We start from the raw sequence: 19,571 nt of genomic DNA on the forward strand, positions 1-19,571 counted from the left end.
CTATTCCTCTCCTTCATTGATAAATGTTTGATACTCATCTTCATTTAAAAGAGATTCCAATTCTTCTGGACTTGACATTTCCACTTCTACTAACCAGCCTTTGCTGAATGGATAGGCGTTAATAGTTTCTGGAGCTTCTTCCAACTCCTCATTAATCCGAACAACTGTACCTGAAACTGGAGCATAAATTTCAGAAACGGCTTTAACCGATTCAATTGTTCCCATGGATTCATCTGCTGTTACATCATCATCCACTTGCGGACTTTCTACAAATACGATATCTCCCAGCTGTTTTTGGGCATAATCAGAAATTCCAATTCGCACTCGATTTCCGTCTAATTGTAAAACCCACTCATGTTCTTTGCTATATAGTAAGGTTGCAGTCGCTTTTGTCATTATTATTACTTCCTTTCAATTTTTAAATTTGGGTTTATGATTTTTTAAGTATTTTACATACCAGACTGCCTTCCTGGAGCCTGTATCGTGGTATTCTAGAGAACTCTGATACTCTATTAACCTCTTTTATAGAATGGTGTTTTCACAACAACAGCATCAATAAGCTTATTTCGAATTTCTACTTTTAACTTTGTCCCCACTTCAGCATGTTCCGCTGCTATTAAAACAAGACCAATGCTTTTCTTTAAAGTCGGTGATTGGGTTCCCGATGTCACAACACCAAGGTCCTCTCCATCTTCTGAAATCACCTTATAACCATGACGCGGTATCCCCCGTCCTGTGGCTTCAATCCCAACTAATTTTCGTTTTAATCCTGCTTCTTTTTGGGCTAACAGTGCATCTTTCCCGATAAAGTCACTTTCTTTTTTGAGTTTAACGGCGAAGCCGATTCCTGCTTCAAGCGGACTAATATCACTTAACAATTCTTGACCATAGAGTGCTAGACGTGCTTCTAATCGGAGCGTATCCCGTGCTCCAAGACCACATGGCTTTAGGCCGTCTTCACTTCCTGCGGCTAAAAGTTTTTCCCAAAGTGTTTCAGCTTGATCCGCTGCTAAATAGAGCTCAAACCCATCTTCTCCTGTATAACCCGTACGGGATACCAGTACATCTGTTACACCGTCAAGAACAACATGTTGGGCAAAATAAAATGAGCCTATTTTGGATAGATCGATTCCTGTTAACTTTTGCAAGATCCCTTCCGCTTTTGGACCTTGGATGGCAAGCTGGGCGGTTTCATTCGAAATATTTTGGAGCGTCATCTCTCCTTTTACATGTTGCTGCATCCAGTTGAAATCTTTCTCAATGTTGGCGGCATTAATGACGAGTAAATATTTTTCATTATCTAATTTATAGACTAATAGATCATCGACTGTTCCACCGTCTGGATAGCACATGGCGGTATACTGTGCTTGATTGATGGCAAGCTTTGTCACATCGTTGGTGACAAGGTAGTTGATGTAACTCTCTGCATCTTTCCCCTCAACAAGCACTTCACCCATATGAGAGACATCAAAGAGTCCTGCTTTTGTTCGGACCGCCTCATGCTCATCTAAAATGCTCGAAAACTGGACTGGAAGCGCCCAGCCGCCAAAATCTATAACCTTCGCACCATATTTTCCATAAGTTTCGAAAAGTGGTGTTTGCTTTAATGCTGTTACCGTACTCATCTTGCTCCCCCCTATTATTTCCTGCAGAATAGTCGTTCTTTTACTTGTTTTCCGGTTTCAGTCGTTGCCAGACCGCCAAGTGCGGTTTCGCGGAGTGTCCGGGGCATATCTTTTCCGACCCTGTACATGGCTTCTATTACCTCATCACAAGGAATACGGCTTTCAATCCCGGCAAGGGACATGTCGGCTGCTGAAAATGCGATGGAGGTTCCGATCACATTCCGCTTAATGCAAGGAACTTCAACAAGTCCTGCCACTGGGTCACAAACCAAACCCAAAAGTGACTTCATCGCAATGGCAGTGGCATTTACAGCTTGCTGTGGTGTACCCCCTTTTAACTCAACAATCGTTCCGGCGGCCATAGCGGTTGCCGAACCGACCTCAGCCTGGCACCCTCCGGCTGCTCCCGAAATAAAGGAACGGTTCGCAATGACATAACCGAGCATACTTGCCGTAAACAACCCCATGACTAAATCTTTAAAAGGCGTACCATCATTTTTATGAAGTGAAAACAATACCCCGGGTAAAATGCCGGCTGCCCCGGCAGTTGGCGTTGCTACAATGACACCCATTCGCGCATTGTTTTCTGAAGTAGCCAACGAAAAGGCCATTGCATTGCTAATGTAATTTCCTGACAAAGATTTGCCTTGACTCATATAATCATTCATCTTTACGGCATCACCGCCGGAAAGACCGCTTGGGGCGGCTGATGCATCATTGATGCCGCTAGTAACAGCTTCTTTCATTTTGATCAACCGCTCTTCCATCATGCTAATAATGGTTTCTTGGTCTTTTCCTGATCTTTTTACTTCCATCATCAACATCATTTCACCAATGGTTTTTTGTTCACTTTCACAAGCATTGATTAGCTCTCTCATGGATTGAATTTCCATCATTTCGCCCCCAGTAGCCTTTTCCTTTTAGGTTGATAATGACGAGCAAGAGCTGTAAAATCCTCGCCTGCACTCAAACGAATATCGACCATTTCTTCGTCAATCATAAAGATTTTGGATAAGCCGCCGCCGAGTGACACGCCGCCAACTTTAACAACATGTTCCTCACATTTTGCTGTTACGATTGTTATATTTGGATGGTCATAATACTTACAGTCTTCTGCAAATTCGAACCTGAACTGCATCCCATCTTTTATAGCCCATTCCAGTGAATATTTTATTCGTGGATCATCCGTTTCCATCCCAAGTAATCCGCCAAGAAGTGCTTTATCTGTTCCATGACCTTGATAGGTTTCAGCAAAAGAATCATAAAAGACAATATTTGCTTCTTGCGGACAATCTTCCAATAAATCGTATATAAACTTTCCGATTGATACGACACCCGCTGTATGAGAACTCGACGGTCCCACCATGATCGGACCGATAATGTCAAAACAACTTTGAAATTCCATTCAAATGCCCCTTTCTTATACTGTGATTGCTTGTTCAAATAACGGGAAAGCGTCACAAATGGTTTTCGTTGTTTCCTTTGCTTTCTCAAGCACGACTTGGTCCCCTTTACTCTTCAGAACAGCTGCAATGACTTTTCCGATTCTCACCATTTCGTCATGCTTCATGCCGCGTGTCGTTAAAGCCGCTGTTCCCATCCGGATTCCGCTTGTAACAAACGGCTTTTCTGGATCATAAGGAATCGTATTTTTATTGACGGTGATGCCAGCTTCTTCTAATAATTTTTCTGCTACTTTTCCGGTTAGGTTCCATGGACGTAAATCTAAAAGAACAATATGGTTATCTGTTCCACCAGAAACAAGGGCTGCACCTTCATTTTTCAATGTCTCGCCAAGTGTGGCTGCATTTTCAATTACTTGTTTTGCATATTCCTTAAAGCTTGGCTGCAATGCTTCTTTAAAAGCAACCGCCTTGGCTGCAATAATGTGCATGTGCGGGCCGCCCTGGATTCCTGGGAACACTGATTTATTAATCGCTTTAATGATTTCTTCATCATTTGTTAAAATAATTCCGCTCCGCGGGCCTCTTAATGTTTTATGAGTAGTGCTCGTTACGACATCCGCATATGAAACCGGCGACGGATGTAGTCCAGCTGCAACCAGCCCGGCAATATGCGCCATATCGACCATGAGTTTTGCGCCAACTTGATCGGCAATTTGCCTAAAGCGCGCGAAATCGATCTTTCTTGGGTAAGCACTTGCCCCGGCAATAATCAATTTTGGTTTTTCCTTATTCGCGATTGCTTCTAGTTCATCATAGTCAATCAATTGAGTATCCTCTTTAACCCCATAGGAGACAATTTCAAACCATTTTCCTGAAACACTTACAGGGCTTCCGTGAGTTAAGTGCCCACCTTGTGCGAGGTTCATTCCCATCACTTTATCACCAGGCTGAAGCAGTGCGAAGAATACAGCAAAATTGGCTTGTGCACCTGAGTGCGGTTGGACATTTGCATATTTGGCACCAAAAAGCTGTGTTACGCGGTCAATAGCTGTTTGTTCTGCCACATCGACCACTTCGCAGCCGCCATAGTAGCGCTTCCCTGGATACCCTTCCGCATATTTATTGGTCATCACACTTCCCATTGCTTCTAACACATCAGGGCTCACGAAGTTTTCAGATGCAATCAACTCCAATGTTTGAAGCTGGCGCTGCTGCTCATTCCTAATTGCTTCAAAAATAGTTGTATCATTTTGTTTTAATCCCATTCCTACTCCTCCTTGAAATATCGCTCAAACTACCCTTTAATGTGTCAAAATGGAAGATGGATCTCCCATTTTCACTATCCAAACACGACTTTTTTGCACGCAAAAAAGGACAGAAGAAGGGTAGCTTAAAAGCTCTTTGTCCCTTCTCTGTCCTTTTACCTGAGAGTTTAGTTCTGTGTAGAACATCCCCTTTGGTGGCATCTCTTATTATGCGCTCTCCAGAGTTGCGTCCAGCTGTGGTTCCATCTACCTGAGAGATTTATTCCAAGGGTTTTTTTGGAACTTGCTCCTTCGGTGGCGTTTAAATCGTGCACTCTCCCACAACCGTCATCCGCTCTATTATTTTGTTATTTTCAGAATAGTTGTTAAAGTACGCTAAGTCAAGCGGTTTTTTATTTTTTTGAAAACGGTAACACAAATAGGAAAATAAGACTTAAATTGGAGCTACTGTTTAATTATCTGCTATCGTTTCCTGATTCACTTGATCAACCTCGTTAGTATTCATGGTCCGAATCTTATAAATGGCAATTAGCACAATAAACCAGACTGGAGTTACAAACAAGGCAATACGAGTATCTTCAGCAAGAGCAAGCACGACAAGAACGAAAGCTAGGAAAGCAAGGATCAGATAATTCGAAAATGGATAAAGCGGCAATTTAAATTGGTTGACCTTCGCCAGATCGGGTCTTGTTTTACGGTATTTTAAATGGCTGATGGCAGTAATTCCCCAAATAAAGATGAAACATACTGTAGATATACTTGTAATGAGTGTAAATACGCCTTCCGGCATGACATAGTTCAAAATAACTGCAATAAGAATAACTACAGTTGAAAAGAACAATGCATTTGAAGGTACTTTTCGTGAAGTAAGTTTTGCAAATGATTCAGGTGCATTTTTATCTTTGGCAAGTGAGTATACCATCCGGCTTGTACTAAAAACGGCGCTATTACATGCCGAAGCAGCGGATGTAAGTACGACAAAATTAACAATTCCGGCAGCTGCTGCGATACCAACTGCTACGAAGACTTGGACAAATGGACTTTTCGCCGGGTTTATCGCGTTCCATGGATAAATACTCATAATGACAAACAATGCGCCAAGGTAGAAAATAAATACCCGAATTGGGATATTATTGATTGCCTTTGGAATAACTTTTTCAGGGTCTTTTGTTTCGCCTGCTGTAAGTCCTACTAGTTCGATCCCTGTAAATGCAAACACTACCATCTGGAATGAGAGAATAAACCCATTTATGCCATTCGGGAACATGCCGCCGTGGCTCCATAAATTCGTGAAACTAGATGGACCTGAATTTGTAGAAAAGCCTTTTACAATCATGACAATACCGATAAAAATTAGTCCCAGAATAGCGATGACTTTTATTAAGGCAAACCAAAATTCCATTTCACCAAAAAGTTTAACGGTTGTAAGGTTCATAATTAACAAAATCACAAGGGCAATTAATCCTGGCATCCACTGCGGTACATTAGGAAGCCAATATTGGGTGTAGAGACCAACTGCTGTTAAGTCAGCCATAGCAATGGAAATCCAGCAGAACCAGTAGGTCCAGCCAGTTACAAAGGCTGCCATATTACCTAAATAGTCTCTTACAAAGTCAACAAAAGAATGATAGTTTAAATTGGTTAAGAGAAGTTCGCCAAGTGCGCGCATGATTAAAAAGCATATGGCCCCCGTAATCATATAAGCAAATAAAATCGATGGTCCTGCTAAATGAATCGATTTTCCTGCACCAAGAAATAATCCCGTTCCGATTGCTCCACCAATAGCGATTAGTTGTACATGCCTGTTTTTTAGGCCTCTTTCCAATTTTTGTTCCTGCATTCGATTTCCCCCTCTACTTTTCTAGGATGTTTACAATTTTTTTCGTTTTAAATCTATTTTTAAAGAATTTAAATCAAACTAAATGCAAATTAATATCCCAAAAAAAGTTTAAGATAATATTACCGGTTAATTCTACAACTAAAAAAGCGCTTACAATTCAAATAAAATTAATAGGATCAGCTTGTTCTTAGCAGGTCCCCATAGTCTCATTCCTCAATAGATTTCATAGCACAATCCTCCTTTTTCCGTGTGTACTATCTTTCCCAAACAAAAAAAGGACAGAGGGAAGATAGATTTTCTCTAATCTTTCCTCTGTCCTTTTACCTGAGAGTTTAACTCCTTTGGTGGCCCATGGCTCTCTCCAGAGACGCGTCCTATTATGGTCCTTTTACCTGAGAGATTGTTCCCCATTTTTTGGGGACTTGCTCCTTCGGTGCCAAACAATACGTTTGGTCTCTCCCACAATATTCATCCGCTATCATACATTTCATTTACATACTACTCTATGGAAAGGATGATGTCAATTAAATATTCAGAATTTATTAATTATTCCGAAAAAGTATATTACCATAGGAATAAATGTAATATGTTTACAATTAAAACTTAACTATGCTTTGTTATATACGAAGGATGAACATTAGCAATGCTGAAATAATTGCCAGTAAACTACTTACGCCAAAAGCAGTAAAAGCACCAAATGATTGCCACAAAAAACCTGCCATTACGCTTGCTGGCAATGTAGCTATACCAGTTAATGCATTAAATGTTCCCATTGCCATCCCACGTTGTCCTTCTGGTACCATATCTGCTACATAAGCCTTTTGAATTCCTTCAGTAGTCGCGTAGTACAACCCGTAAATAAAGAATAATATCCAAATCCCAAAGACAGTATGTACCAGACCAAAGCCGAGATAAATGAGTGCAAACATTACATAACCTGTAATCAAAACTGGTCGGCGACCGATACGGTCAGAAAGCATACCAAATGGAGTAGAAAATAAACTTGTAATGATGTTGTATGCAAAATAAGTGAGTGGGATATATTCGGCAGCCATGCCAACGTCCTTCGCTCGTAAGATTAGGAATGCATCAGAGAAGTTCCCTATGGTAAATAATGTAGTTATGAGTGTGAACAACACAAAACGCGAACTAAGCCCCTTGAAGCTAATCTTAGGTAACAACTTTACATTGCTTGGTGTTTTTATTGATTTTCTTTTTTCTTTTAAGAAGATGATCAGGAGCAAAGTTGCAATTAACCCAGGGATTGCAGATAACCAAAATACAGCCTGATAACTGCCATTCCATAGAGTAAGAATTAAGTAGGTTACAAAAGGTCCAAGAGCTGCACCTAGCGTATCCATTGACCTTCTGAATCCAAATGCTTTTCCACGTTCTTCTTTTGTAGTGGTATCGGCAAGGATGGCATCTCTTGGTGATGTACGAATCCCTTTACCAAAACGGTCAGCAAACCGAATAAAGAGAACTTGACCCCAGGTTGCTGATAATGCGAAAAAAGGTTTAATCAGATTGGATAGTCCATAACCTCCAACCATTAACCATTTTCTTTTGCCAAATCGGTCAGAAATCCACCCTGAGAAAAACTTCAAAATGCTTGATGTGCTCTCAGCTATCCCTTCGATAATACCCACAGTACCTAATTGTACATGTAATATGGAAGTTAAATATAGTGGAAGGATAGGAACAATCATCTGACTCGAAAGGTCCGTCAGAAGACTAACCATACCAAGGACAAAGATCACTGAATTTAATCCAAAAAATTGCTTTTTAGATTGTCTCTCAGATTCCATAATTCACCTCTAATAACTTTATAGAAAATGGATGTTAAAACAGTAATTAGCCATATATTGCAGTAGTGCAAATCCACAATTAATTTATCTTTACCTATTCTTCCGGATTAGTCGAACTTCTTCACTTTTATATTGGTATTAAAGAACATTAATCTTCAACATTTTCATTGTTAATGGGTAAAAACAATTCAACTGTAGTCCCTAATCCTTCTTTGCTTTTAATTTTAATGTCGCCTTTATGAAGTTTTATAATACTTTTGGCAATATGGAGACCCAATCCATGGCCTCCCGTTTCTCGGCTTCTTGCTTTATCCACTCTGTAAAACCGTTCAAAAATATTAACTATTTCTTTCTCTGGGATCCCAATACCATAATCTTTTATAAGGATTTTGGCATGTTGTTGGTTCCTTTTTAAGAAGACTTCAATTTTGTCATTGCTATATTTAATCGCATTATCAATCAAAATAATAATTACCTGCTTTATCTTTAATTCATCTGCAAAAATAGTGATTGGATTTCCCTCAAAATGCAGTATTATTTCTCTTTTATATACATCTTTAAGTTGTTTTAGAATGCTTTCGGATAGAGATACTAAATCAACTTTATTCCTTTCTAATACATTTTCTTTCTCTAAGTTAGTTAGGTCTAGAAAAGTTTCAGTCATTTTTTGTATTCTGGTTGCCTCTGAATGAATGGCGTGGATGGCTTCTTCGGCCATATCTTTATTTTCTAACCCCTGCCTTCTTAATATATTTGCATAACTTTTAATGATGGTTAGAGGCGTTTTTAATTCATGTGATGCATCAGAAACAAACTGTGATTGCTTCGCCAAATTTTCTTGGAGCCTATCGATCATCCGATTAAATGTACTTGCCATTATTTGCAGTTCATCCCTGGTTTCATTTTGTATAATTATCTTTTTAGGCACACCGCTCTTTTCAATCTCCTCCATGGTTTTTATCATATTAGAAATGGGTCTCATGATCATACTAGCTAACCATCTACCTCCAAGTAAGGACAAAATAGTTGCTAAAATGGTACAAAACCCTAAAATCCCACGAAGGAGTTCTTTTCTCGTTTCTAGACCTGTTAACCGTTCACCAATTTCCAAGCTCCCAAAGTTTCCCTTTTTAATCGGGATTCTAACAACTAATACTTCTTCTTCCCCATTTTCTGCCGAAATCAACCGTGTTTGTGACTGCTTTGACTTCGTGTATTTTCCCTTAATTTTTTTTAAGAGCTTCTGATCATTGGTTACTTCATGAATCACCTTGTTTTTCGGTTGTATGATCCTAATATAGGAATGGTCGGTTAAATAATCTTTTAATTTTAACTCAACATAACTAGAGGATGAATTTGGATGGATGTCTGTTACAATATCTTCTGCCTTTTGAAAAAGGACATTTTCTTCCATATTTACTGTCGTTTTCATAAATAAAAAGTAGACCACAAAATTAATGAGCATTAAGATGCAAAGCATCCAGACCGTTGTTAAAAGATTAATCTTAGTCGTGATCTTCATCCGTTTTCTCCTTTATAGTAAAACCAACCCCTCTAACGGTGGTGATTAGATGGGTAGGAAAACCTTCATCCATTTTTCTCCTTAGGTGTGTTATAAAGACATCAATTACGTTGGTTTCGCCCTCATATTCATATCCCCAAACGTTTAATATGATATTCTCCCGTGTAACTACTTTATTTTTGTTCATTACTAAATAAACCAAGAAGTCGTATTCCTTCGGTGTTAACGAAATCGTTTTTCCATTCCTTATTACTTCTCGTGAATCCAGATTTATGATCAGGTCGGCTACGGTCAATAAGGACTCTTCTTTCTTTGATTCTACTTTATTAGGATAATTGCGAATAATGGCACGTATTCGGGCTAATAATTCTTCAATTTCATAAGGTTTTGTTACATAGTCATTAGCTCCCTGATCCAATCCCGCTACTTTATCAAATGTAGTATTACGAGCTGTTAAAAGAATAACAGGAATCTTTCTGTTTTCCTTTCTTAATCTCCTTAGTACCTCGATTCCACTTAACCCTGGTAACATAACATCTAACAAAATTAAGTCAAACTCGGAATGCAAAGCGGTTTCTAATCCTGCTTTACCGTCATGTTCTACTGTTACTTGATAACCCTCATACTCTAATTCCACTTTTAAGACGCGAGCAATCTGAGTTTCATCCTCTATTATGAGTATATGTGTTTTCACTTCCTGCTCATCCCCCTCTTCTGTAAATCATTTTGCTCCTTATTCCCCATTTTCCAATCAATACTTTTCCAATACAAGTCGTAACATTTCAAACAACAAGAAGTTAAAAAATATCCAGACACTTCCATATACATATCCACCTAAAATATCACTTGGAAGTAAATCAGTCGTTGCAATATTTACAATCGTTACCCCCATCAATAATAGTAACCCAAATAAAGGAACGATTATGGAAATATAATTTTTTTTCGAATGACGGACAAGTAAGAATAAGCATGTTCCATAAATAATAATTATTATAGTAGCATTTATATCAGGAAAATTTGCGGAATGAAATTTCCCAACGAACCCTATGGATTGGAGATAGGTAAAAATCTGTATAACTGATTGATGAAACAACCTTGCCCCTAAAATGGACACGATGAGTAGAAGATACTCTAACACTCTGTTCCGACCCTTACTCCAAATCCGGATGATGGTTATGGCGATGATGGACGCAATCGCCATTGGGGTTTGAAATACGAAAAATCCTTTCATCCAGTACATATAAACGGCTGATTTGACGATATATTTAGCAATTTCATTAAACTGAGTAAACTCATTATATAAATAGTCTTGAGCCATTCCCAGCATCAAGATCACCATACCGATTAAAACTAAAGTGAGAGAAATGAGAAAGAATTCAGTTTTTCTTATAGTTTTTAGTCGATTCGTTAACCATTTAATTAAAACAATAAATAAGTTTTTAATTGGAACTTTATAAAACCGATAAGCCAAATACCCAACTATTAATACCGCTAATCCAATAATAAAAATTATGAAATACTTACTTGCAGCTTGATGAAAAACCTCCCAGCGAGGTCCCAATACTTTTCCAAGAGTAATAAAACAAAATCCCCATAAAAATGAACCTGTATATGCAGGTAGAATAAATTTGCGAAAAGGCATTTTAGAAATCCCTGAAATATAACCTGTGAAATGTCTAATTCCTGGAATGAAATAAGCAAAGACCAACAATTTACTGCCTGATCGTTCAAACCATGCGGCTGTTTTTTTATATCTTTCTGGTCCTAGGTGAATATACTTCCCGTATTTTTCAATTAGTTTATATCCTCCTGCCTTACCAATCCAATACGTTACGGTAATACCAACACCACCTGAAACAAAGACTGTGAAGAGTGCCAAAATATAATTCATTTTTCCCTGAAATACACAATAGCCAGCGTAGCTCATTAAAAATTCACCTGAAATAGGCAGAGCCATGAGTTCTAGAAAGATTCCTAAAAATAGAATTAGATAACTGTGCTGTTCAAATAAAGTTATTAAGTATGACATAAAAATGCCCCCATCTGTTAAAAAAAGAAACTAACGTTTAAGAACTCTTCCATCTATAAATCTACATACAATTTATCATGATAAATGCATTCATTTTCTATGTTAATGAATTCTTAATCATGTTTTAAGAGAACCAAAAGGTTTATGGATAAAATAAAAAAGCTAAACCCTTTCGAAAAGGTTACTAGCTTTTTTATAAGGGAGATAAAATTAAAGCTTTTTTACTCTAATGGGACTTACCATTAAAAGAGCGAGAATTAAGGTAATCCATGCATTGCTATATAAAAAGAACCCCATACCAGCCAATGGCAATCCGGCAGCTGGAATAGGTAATCCTTTAAAATACCCAATGGTTGGTTTAACACTAAACTTAGCCAATCTTAATGCCCCCATGGTTGGGAAAAGGATAAATGCTAGCGAAGTTAAAAGGGAAGGGGCTGCGATTGAATGGAATAAAAGTGCAGGAGCAACGCCAAAACTAACAATATCAGCCAAAGAATCCAATTCTACGCCAAATTCACTGTTCACTTTTAATTTTCTAGCAACCCTTCCATCCAGAAGATCTAATATAGCCGAAAAGAAAATAAAAACGGAGGCTAATTCCAATAAGCCACTCATATTAGAGGTAATGGAAAGAACACCGCACAATAAATTTCCGATCGTAAATAAATTTGGTACATTTTTTACTAACTGATTAATCAACATATTCCCTCCCCTTACGTCGAACACTTACCATTTAAGTAGCATTTTCTATAAACTCTTCTGTTATTCTAAATTATCCAAGGAAAAACCATCACTCTGCCCCACATGATTCATAAGCCCCGGCATCTGTCTTTCCTTCAGGTTCGTCATCAAAACAATATCTTTTTTGCATCTTAAGGAATTCTTAAGGATTTATTCATAGAACGAAAAGTTTCCTTTTATATACTTAGGTTACCCAGTTTTGAAAAGCCGTATCATTTTTTTTAACCATTAAAGATTTTAAAAGCTGCCAAAGCGGGTTTTTTCATAATTATTATTGTTTTAATATTTTTGGGAGGTAAAACAATGAAAAGATTAGTAGAGGCAACCATGCAAAGAGCGATTCTTATGATTGTGTGCGTTGTGATTATTTTGGCTTGGGGAGGAATTTCTGCATACCAGATGCAAAGAGATTATTTGCCTGGAATTAACAATACCACCCTTTCAGTTAGTATGAGAGTGCCAGGGTATCAAGCTGCACAAGTAAAACAACAAGTAACCGATAATCTGTCAAGTGCCGTCAAAACAGTGGATGGATTGTCCAATGTTGAAACAACCTCTTACGACGGTGGATTATTTATGAGTTTGTATTTTCCGATGAATACAGATATGAAGCAAGCCGAGGACCAAGTAAATAAAGCGTTGGCAAATGCAGATCTTCCGACAACCATTACAAGCACTCCTTCGGTAACACGATTAACAACTAGTTCTTTCCCAATTTTGACTTATAGCGTAACAAGTTCAAAATTAGATGAACAAACATTACGTTCAACTGCCACACAGGAAATTGTGAAACAATTAAAATCTGTGCCAGGTGTATCTGAGGTATCCGTAGTTGGTGGAGCAAAGGATGGATATGTATTAACTGTCCGAATGAAAGACCTAGTGAAAAATGGCTTAACATTGGATGATGTAAATAAATCATTTGCGTTAGCTGTTCCATCCATGCCTCAAGGAAATATTGTAAACAACCAATTATCAATTCCAGTATCATTCGATGGGTTACCGTTAACAGAACAGCAAATGGAAAATGCAACAATTAAGAATAAGGAAGGAAAAGTAATTCCTGTATCAGCTTTTGGGACCATCACTCATTCATTAAATGACTTAAAAACCGTCTCAAGAACAAACGGAGCACCAAGTGTTACCTTAAATGTTATCAAGACACCATCAGCCAATATCACGGATGTTGCAGAACAAGTAAAGGATCGTGTTTCACATCTTCACTTGGATACAGTAAATTCAAAAGATGTGTCTTTCAAAGTTTTACTTGACCGGGAAAAAGAATTAAACAGTTCTCTTTTCGGATTAGTTCGTGAAGGTTTACTAGGCTGCTTATTCTCCATGATTTGCGTGTTCTTCTTTTTCCGAAATGTAAGAAGCACATTATTAATAGCAATTTCATTGCCAATCTCATTACTGGCAACTACTGCATTCCTAAAATCAATGGGTATCACGTTGAACATTTTAACCGTTTCAGGTTTAATTGTAGCCATGGGCCGTATTGTGGATGATTCCATTGTTATCTTAGATAATATGTATCGTAAACGTGAAGAATCCAAGGACCAATCTCTTCTTTCTGTCCTTGCATCCTCTGTTGTTGAAATGATTCCTGCCATTTTAGGTTCTACCTTAACAACGATTGCCGTTTATATTCCAATTGCTTTTGTTGGTGGTGTAATCAGTGCATCATATAGAGGATTTGCTTGGTCAGTCGTCATTGCACTCATTATTTCTTTCTTTGTTGCTATGCTTGTCATCCCTGCTCTTGCCTTTATGGGATGGAAAGGTGGAAACGGAGAAAAGCAAACGGTCAAACTCGATGCAAAAATGAAACCAATTTTGCTATCAGCATTTAAACACAAAAAAGCTATGATTATTGTTTCTATATTAGTCTTTTTAGCTGCTGGTATCTATTCTGCTTTTCTTCCAGTAAGCTTATTGCCGAGTGGGAAAATCGGTCAAATTGCCATTAAAGCAGAATTGCCAAAAGGAAGTACGTTAATTCAAGTAGATTCTGAAGTCCAAAAAATCGAAAAAGCATTAAAAGTCAATCCAAATGTGGATGCTTATTCAGCCAATTTTGGTTCGACTATGACACCACAAAGTGATGACGTTTTTGACCAAGGTGGAGGTTTTATCACCTATCCAAACGTCGCAAACCTATCTGTTGTATTGAAAAACGAGAAGGGTACGGATTCTGTTATAAAGCAATTACAACAACAACTACCGACTTTATCTAAAAATGTTATTTATACGGTAACTAGCCAGAACATTTCTGGTGATGATTCACAAATGCGTATCCTGTTTACCGGTTCAGACCAAGCAACTTTGGATCAAGTCGCACAAGAAGCAAGAACAAACTTATCAAAAATTGCGAACCTAAGTGTCGATGGAAAAGTAGATTTAACGAATGGTTCACCAAAATACAAGATTACATTTGACCAAAAAGTAATTCAAGATAAAGGAGTTAAGGTTGCAGACATTTTGACCGTTGTTAATCGTTACATGTCTTCATCCAAGGACGCAACGATTACAGTTGATCATAAAGCCCTTCCTGTGGATCAATATTTAGATCAAATTGCAACTGGAACAAATTCAACCATTACCTTAAATGCCACTGCTGATGATGTTTTAGCATCTCTATCTGCGGAAACGTTTAATGGAAATAATGGTAAAATGGTCCGTTTTGACCAAATTGCCAAAATTACAAAAGATCAGTCTGCTTCAACGATTAGCGAACGAGATGGTCAGCCATTCTCTCTTGTCACGGCACAGATCACATCAAATGATATTAGTAAGGTGTCAAGCCAAGCAGACAAAGCTTTAAGCAGCCTTAAACTTCCTAAAGATGTAACCTATTCATTGGGAGGTATCACTGAACAAGTAAAACAAATGATTTTCGATATGTCCGTTGCGGTTGCATTTTCTATCCTTTTAGTATTACTCATCACGTCTTCTATCTTCAAAGGATGGCGAGCACCATTAGCTGTACTATTAAGCATTCCGCTTGCTTTGAGTGGTGTAGTCATTGCGCTTATTTTATTCCATGGAGAATGGAATTTAGCAGCATTAATAGGTATTCTAATGCTTACTGGTATTGTCGTAACAAACGGTATTGTCTTAATTGACAAAATTGAAAGAAATCGAAAAGAAGGAATGCCTATTAAAGAGGCTGTTTTAAGAGGTAGTCTTTCAAGGATTAGACCGATTTTAATGACAGCAGCTGCAACTGTCCTTACGTTGTTACCACTTGCATTTTCTCATAATGCAGATACGGTTATTTCTCAAACACTTGGTATTGTGGTAATTGGAGGTATGGTTACATCAACCATTAACAGCTTTATTATTATCCCTATTATTTATGAATGGCTGCATAAAAAATCAGAAACAAAAAACAATAGTACAAAAATTGAAAACAGCATTAGCTGATTTAATCCCAGCCACAAGGCACCTTATTTAATAAGGTGCCTTGTGGCTTTTCATATTAAATAATACAAATTTTATACTGGAACGGATTCTTCCACATCTCGTACAAGTATTCTCTACTCCGATAATTTAAAGGACGATTATGTTGGCATATCGTCCTTGCTGGGTTTAATTATTTAAGGGCTTTACTCACTTTTAACTTCTTTCCTTTTATGGTTGCATTCTCCATAGCTTGTAAAACGAGCGAGCCTTTTCCATTCAGAATATCAACATAGGACATTTGATCCTGGATCGTAATAATCCCAATGTCATCTGCAGTTACTCCAGGAATTTTCGCAATCGTACCAACAAAATCTACCGCTCGAATCTTCTTCTTTTTTCCACCGCTAAAATATAGTTTCATGATATCTTGGTTAATTCTTGCGGTCTTATTATTTCTTACGACTCGTCGGCCGCTGATTTTTTCTTCGAAAGCAGCCTTCTTACTAGTAACTTCATGTGACTTTGGTGCATCCATTTTTGGTATTTCAAAGCCAATATACCGTTCAATATTTTTAACGAATTTTCCTTCAAAAGGTGTCGCAAACGTAATCGCTTTTCCTTCATTACCTGCACGGCCGGTTCGGCCTGTCCGGTGGACATAACTCTCTTTTTCCATTGGAACATCATAGTTGATAACAAGTGTCACATTATCAATATCAATTCCTCGTGCAGCTACATCGGTGGCAACTAAATAACGGAAATTCCCCATTTTAAAACCATCCATTACAGCAAACCGATCTTGTTGTTCTAATCCGCCATGGAGTCTTTCACAAGAATAATTGGATTCTTCCAATTCGGTATAGACAGTATCGACGTGTTCTTTTGTTCGGCAAAAAATAAGGCAGCTGTCTGGATTTTCAACAACGGTAACGTCTTTCAGGAGTGAAATTTTTTCATCTTCCTTCACTTCGATTAGACGATGTTCAATTGTATCCGTCGTGATCCCGCCAGCCTCAATCTCGACATTAATGGGATTTTCCATATACTTATGGCAGAGATTTTCAACATCTTTAGGTAATGTTGCCGAAAATACCATTGTTACTCTGTTTAAAGGGAGTTGATTTATAATTGCTTCCACTTCATCGATAAAACCCATATTAAGCATTTCATCAGCTTCATCTATAATTAGGTACTTTATTTTATCTAAAATCAGGGTTTCTCTTTCAATATGATCCATAACACGTCCTGGAGTACCAACAACTACATGAGTTTTTTGTTTCAATTCTTCTTTTTGTTTCGTAAAAGGTTCTTTTCCGTAAACGGCCATTGCTTTGATCCGTTTAAACCTTCCAATATTCGTAATATCTTCGCGAACTTGAACAGCCAGCTCTCTGGTTGGTGTAAGGATTAAGGCCTGTGGCAATTTTTCTTCCCATTCAATCATTTCGCAAATAGGAATTCCAAAGGACGCAGTCTTGCCGCTGCCCGTTTGAGATTTTACAACAAGATCTTGATCTGCCAATGCTAATGGAATGACTTTACTCTGAACCTCTGTCGGAGCTTCGTATTTTAATACTTCTAAAGATCTTCTTATTTCATCACTTAAATTAAAACCCTCAAATCTTGTTTCACTCATGTATTAACCTCATTTTTTTGTATTTATCCGGCTTATCTATAGGATTTCTCTCAAAGAAATATCATATGCATAATCTGAATATGGTTCATTATACTAGAAACTTTCGCGCGCATAAACGTTTCAAACAGATCTTTTAACGATTTGCCTCTTTTGTAAACTTATCCTCTTCTTCAACGAATATCCGGGTTGATGACCGTTTGTCTTCCCTTCCTTTTGCATGTCTTCAATAAAATAGCCTCCTTTGCATTTTTGGTTTCCCAACATAGCAAAAGAGGCTCTACAGTCTGTCCACCCGCTATATGATACGACCTATGCTCGGTCGCACAAGCACCCATTACTTTAAGAAGCAAATTTTATATACCCGAATTAACCAGATGCGAAAATAATCCTACTAATCCTTTAACAATTGCGATGCTTAATAAAGCAATCGTATCAGGACCCCATACTGATCATACCCCTTTTTTAGAGTAATAATATCAGTATCTCCAAGCTTTAGAGATTAATTGCGATTGTTTTGAGTTTTTGGCATCAGAACCCATTTTTTTCCCCTGTTTTTATATTCGGTTTTCTTTTATACTAGAATTAGCTTAACAATGAGGTAAACTTTATGGAACATACTAAAAACTTGCTCTTACAAGTAATGATTATTTTGATCCCTGTCTTTTTTTATTCTATGCATTTAACCAATCGTCATCAATTCATCGAAACGAAACGTCAAAAATTAATTTTCAGTTTCTTGGCAACGATTACATTAGTATTGTGCATGTCCTTCCCGATCTATTCGGATGTAAACGAGCGAAATGACCTGCGGTTTGTAGCTCTTATGATAGGAATATTTTATGGAGGTGGATACGCAACAGGTATTGTTCTCACGATCATCTTATTGTTGTATCGTTGGTATTTCGGGGGATCAGGTTTTTATTCAACGGTATACGAAGTCCTTTTCTTCTTACCCATGTTTTTTTTAGCATATCCACGTTTCATCCAACAGGATCGAGCAGGTCGAATGAAACTGGCTTGGATGATAACATCGGGGATGTCCTTGATCTTCATCCTCGTGGATTTTCAAGAGATGGATTTTTTTAACCACACACTTCAGGAAATTTTAGCGATATGTGTTGCCACCATCGTAACCGTCTTTTTGATTGAAACCTTAAGGGAAAATGCCCAGTTACACATGGAAGCTCAACAGGCGGAAAAATATAAGATACTCGGAGAATTGGCCAGTTCCTTTGCTCATGAAGTTCGAAATCCCATGCAGACCAATCGAGGATTTCTCCAGTTACTTCTACAATCGCCAATTTCAGAGACGTATAAAAGGTATGTTCAAATTTGTATAGAAGAAGTGGATCGAACGAATGACGTCATTACCGAATATCTTTCGCTTGCCAAGCCAGAAGCGGATACGAAAGAGTCCGTCGATGTTTGCCAAAAAATACAAACAGTCGTCAAGATTCTCTACTCCTATGCTTTAGAACGAAAAGTAAGCATAGACGTCCGACTTCCGGAGCAAGAGTGTGCGATATTGGGTCATCCCCCAAAAATGAAACAAGCCCTCCTCAATATCATCAAAAATGGCATCGAAGCGATGCCTCAAGGTGGTGCGGTTTCCATTTGCGTGAAACAGGAGTCACACCATGTGATGATTCAAATCCAAGATGAGGGAGTGGGGATGAATGAAGACGAAGTGAAACGTCTTGGACAACCATTTTATTCCCTGAAAGAAAAAGGAACCGGCATAGGACTCATGGTGAGCTATCGCATTATCGACTCGCTTCATGGAAAAATCACCGTCCAAAGCCAAAAAGGAAAAGGAACCACGTTTACCATTCGGTTCCCTCTCCATAATTGTAAAAATATCATCTCCATTAACTGACAAACATGAGCGTTAGCTAAAAATAAAAGTATATGAACCGACAGGAGTTAAAGGGTATTGGATCGTAGATAACCGTACTGAGACAGTTGAAGTGTTTATCTTTAAGGAAAGTGGATATTATCAACTTCAAGCGTTATATGTAAAGGGAAAGATCTAATAGAAGTAAGTATTTTTGAAGACTTTATCATCGATTTAAAGAACATATTTCTATAATACAAATTCTAACCATCTATTAGCGTGTCATATCCAAACATGCGAGGGCATTCCAATCCCTTGTCTTTCAAAGTATGAAACAAGCGTTCAATCTCGTTTTTCAGATTGGGGTAGATTCAGGAAAATGCGGATTTACAACGCTAAGGAAGTTTCAACCTAAAAAAAGCCGATTTCCAATAATAATGTGTACCCGTTGTAA

General features: G+C 38.0%; 14 protein-coding genes and 3 riboswitches. Of the genes, 2 read left to right on the top strand and 12 right to left on the bottom strand.

The genetic code is table 11. The annotated features are described in order from the left end of the window. From gcvH to pssA, 11 genes are all read right to left on the bottom strand, one after another. The gene (gene gcvH, locus AAHB15_RS22930; RefSeq protein WP_335574814.1) at positions 1–396 is read right to left on the bottom strand and encodes a glycine cleavage system protein GcvH; all 396 of its coding nucleotides are present in this window, start codon (positions 394–396) and stop codon (positions 1–3) included. Between the two features lie 116 nt (positions 397–512). Continuing rightward, entirely contained in the window at positions 513–1,625 is a 1,113-nt protein-coding gene (gcvT, locus tag AAHB15_RS22935; RefSeq protein WP_342043431.1) for a glycine cleavage system aminomethyltransferase GcvT, read from the bottom strand. A 14-nt stretch (positions 1,626–1,639) separates the two neighbouring features. Beyond that, complete coding sequence (gene sdaAA, locus AAHB15_RS22940) at positions 1,640–2,518, bottom strand: L-serine ammonia-lyase, iron-sulfur-dependent, subunit alpha (RefSeq protein ID WP_342043446.1); 879 nt, start codon at positions 2,516–2,518, stop codon at positions 1,640–1,642. Next, complete coding sequence (locus AAHB15_RS22945) at positions 2,518–3,030, bottom strand: serine dehydratase beta chain (protein WP_335574817.1); 513 nt, start codon at positions 3,028–3,030, stop codon at positions 2,518–2,520. Before AAHB15_RS22945 ends, sdaAA begins: the two co-directional genes overlap by 1 nt. A gap of 15 nt (positions 3,031–3,045) precedes the next feature. Continuing rightward, positions 3,046–4,296, bottom strand: coding sequence for a serine hydroxymethyltransferase (glyA, locus tag AAHB15_RS22950; RefSeq protein WP_342043433.1), 1,251 nt, complete (start codon positions 4,294–4,296; stop codon positions 3,046–3,048). A 227-nt stretch (positions 4,297–4,523) separates the two neighbouring features. Further along, positions 4,524–4,627: riboswitch (glycine riboswitch) on the bottom strand. A gap of 120 nt (positions 4,628–4,747) precedes the next feature. After that, entirely contained in the window at positions 4,748–6,136 is a 1,389-nt protein-coding gene (locus AAHB15_RS22955) for an amino acid permease (RefSeq protein WP_335574819.1), read from the bottom strand. Positions 6,137–6,446: 310 nt separating this feature from the next. After that, positions 6,447–6,503: riboswitch (glycine riboswitch) on the bottom strand. Between the two features lie 3 nt (positions 6,504–6,506). Then, a riboswitch (glycine riboswitch) is annotated at positions 6,507–6,608 on the bottom strand. Positions 6,609–6,753: 145 nt separating this feature from the next. Beyond that, on the bottom strand, positions 6,754–7,944 hold the full coding sequence (locus AAHB15_RS22960) for an MFS transporter (protein ID WP_342043435.1): 1,191 nt from the start codon (positions 7,942–7,944) through the stop codon (positions 6,754–6,756). Between the two features lie 148 nt (positions 7,945–8,092). Beyond that, positions 8,093–9,466, bottom strand: coding sequence for a sensor histidine kinase (locus AAHB15_RS22965; RefSeq protein WP_342043436.1), 1,374 nt, complete (start codon positions 9,464–9,466; stop codon positions 8,093–8,095). After that, positions 9,450–10,160 carry a response regulator transcription factor gene (locus AAHB15_RS22970; protein WP_335575591.1) on the bottom strand — a complete coding sequence of 237 codons (711 nt, stop codon included), beginning with the start codon at positions 10,158–10,160 and terminating at the stop codon, positions 9,450–9,452. The genes AAHB15_RS22965 and AAHB15_RS22970 overlap by 17 nt, the downstream gene beginning before the upstream one ends. 57 nt (positions 10,161–10,217) lie before the next feature. Further along, on the bottom strand, positions 10,218–11,495 hold the full coding sequence (locus tag AAHB15_RS22975) for a DedA family protein (RefSeq protein WP_342043438.1): 1,278 nt from the start codon (positions 11,493–11,495) through the stop codon (positions 10,218–10,220). 210 nt (positions 11,496–11,705) lie between these two features. Further along, positions 11,706–12,197 carry a CDP-diacylglycerol--serine O-phosphatidyltransferase gene (gene pssA, locus AAHB15_RS22980; RefSeq protein ID WP_335575589.1) on the bottom strand — a complete coding sequence of 164 codons (492 nt, stop codon included), beginning with the start codon at positions 12,195–12,197 and terminating at the stop codon, positions 11,706–11,708. A gap of 345 nt (positions 12,198–12,542) precedes the next feature. Between pssA and AAHB15_RS22985 the strand changes: the two genes are divergently transcribed. Then, complete coding sequence (locus AAHB15_RS22985; RefSeq protein WP_342043440.1) at positions 12,543–15,668, top strand: efflux RND transporter permease subunit; 3,126 nt, start codon at positions 12,543–12,545, stop codon at positions 15,666–15,668. 169 nt (positions 15,669–15,837) lie between these two features. On the opposite strand, the gene AAHB15_RS22990 is transcribed toward AAHB15_RS22985, so the two are convergent. Then, entirely contained in the window at positions 15,838–17,283 is a 1,446-nt protein-coding gene (locus AAHB15_RS22990) for a DEAD/DEAH box helicase (protein WP_335575587.1), read from the bottom strand. Positions 17,284–17,890: 607 nt separating this feature from the next. Here AAHB15_RS22990 and AAHB15_RS22995 point away from each other — a divergent pair. Further along, positions 17,891–19,159, top strand: coding sequence for an ATP-binding protein (locus AAHB15_RS22995; protein ID WP_342043441.1), 1,269 nt, complete (start codon positions 17,891–17,893; stop codon positions 19,157–19,159). Positions 19,160–19,571: the final 412 nt, after the last annotated feature.

This window comes from Bacillus sp. OTU2372, assembly GCF_038440275.1.
In the GTDB taxonomy this organism is placed as follows: domain Bacteria; phylum Bacillota; class Bacilli; order Bacillales; family Cytobacillaceae; genus Neobacillus; species Neobacillus bataviensis_B.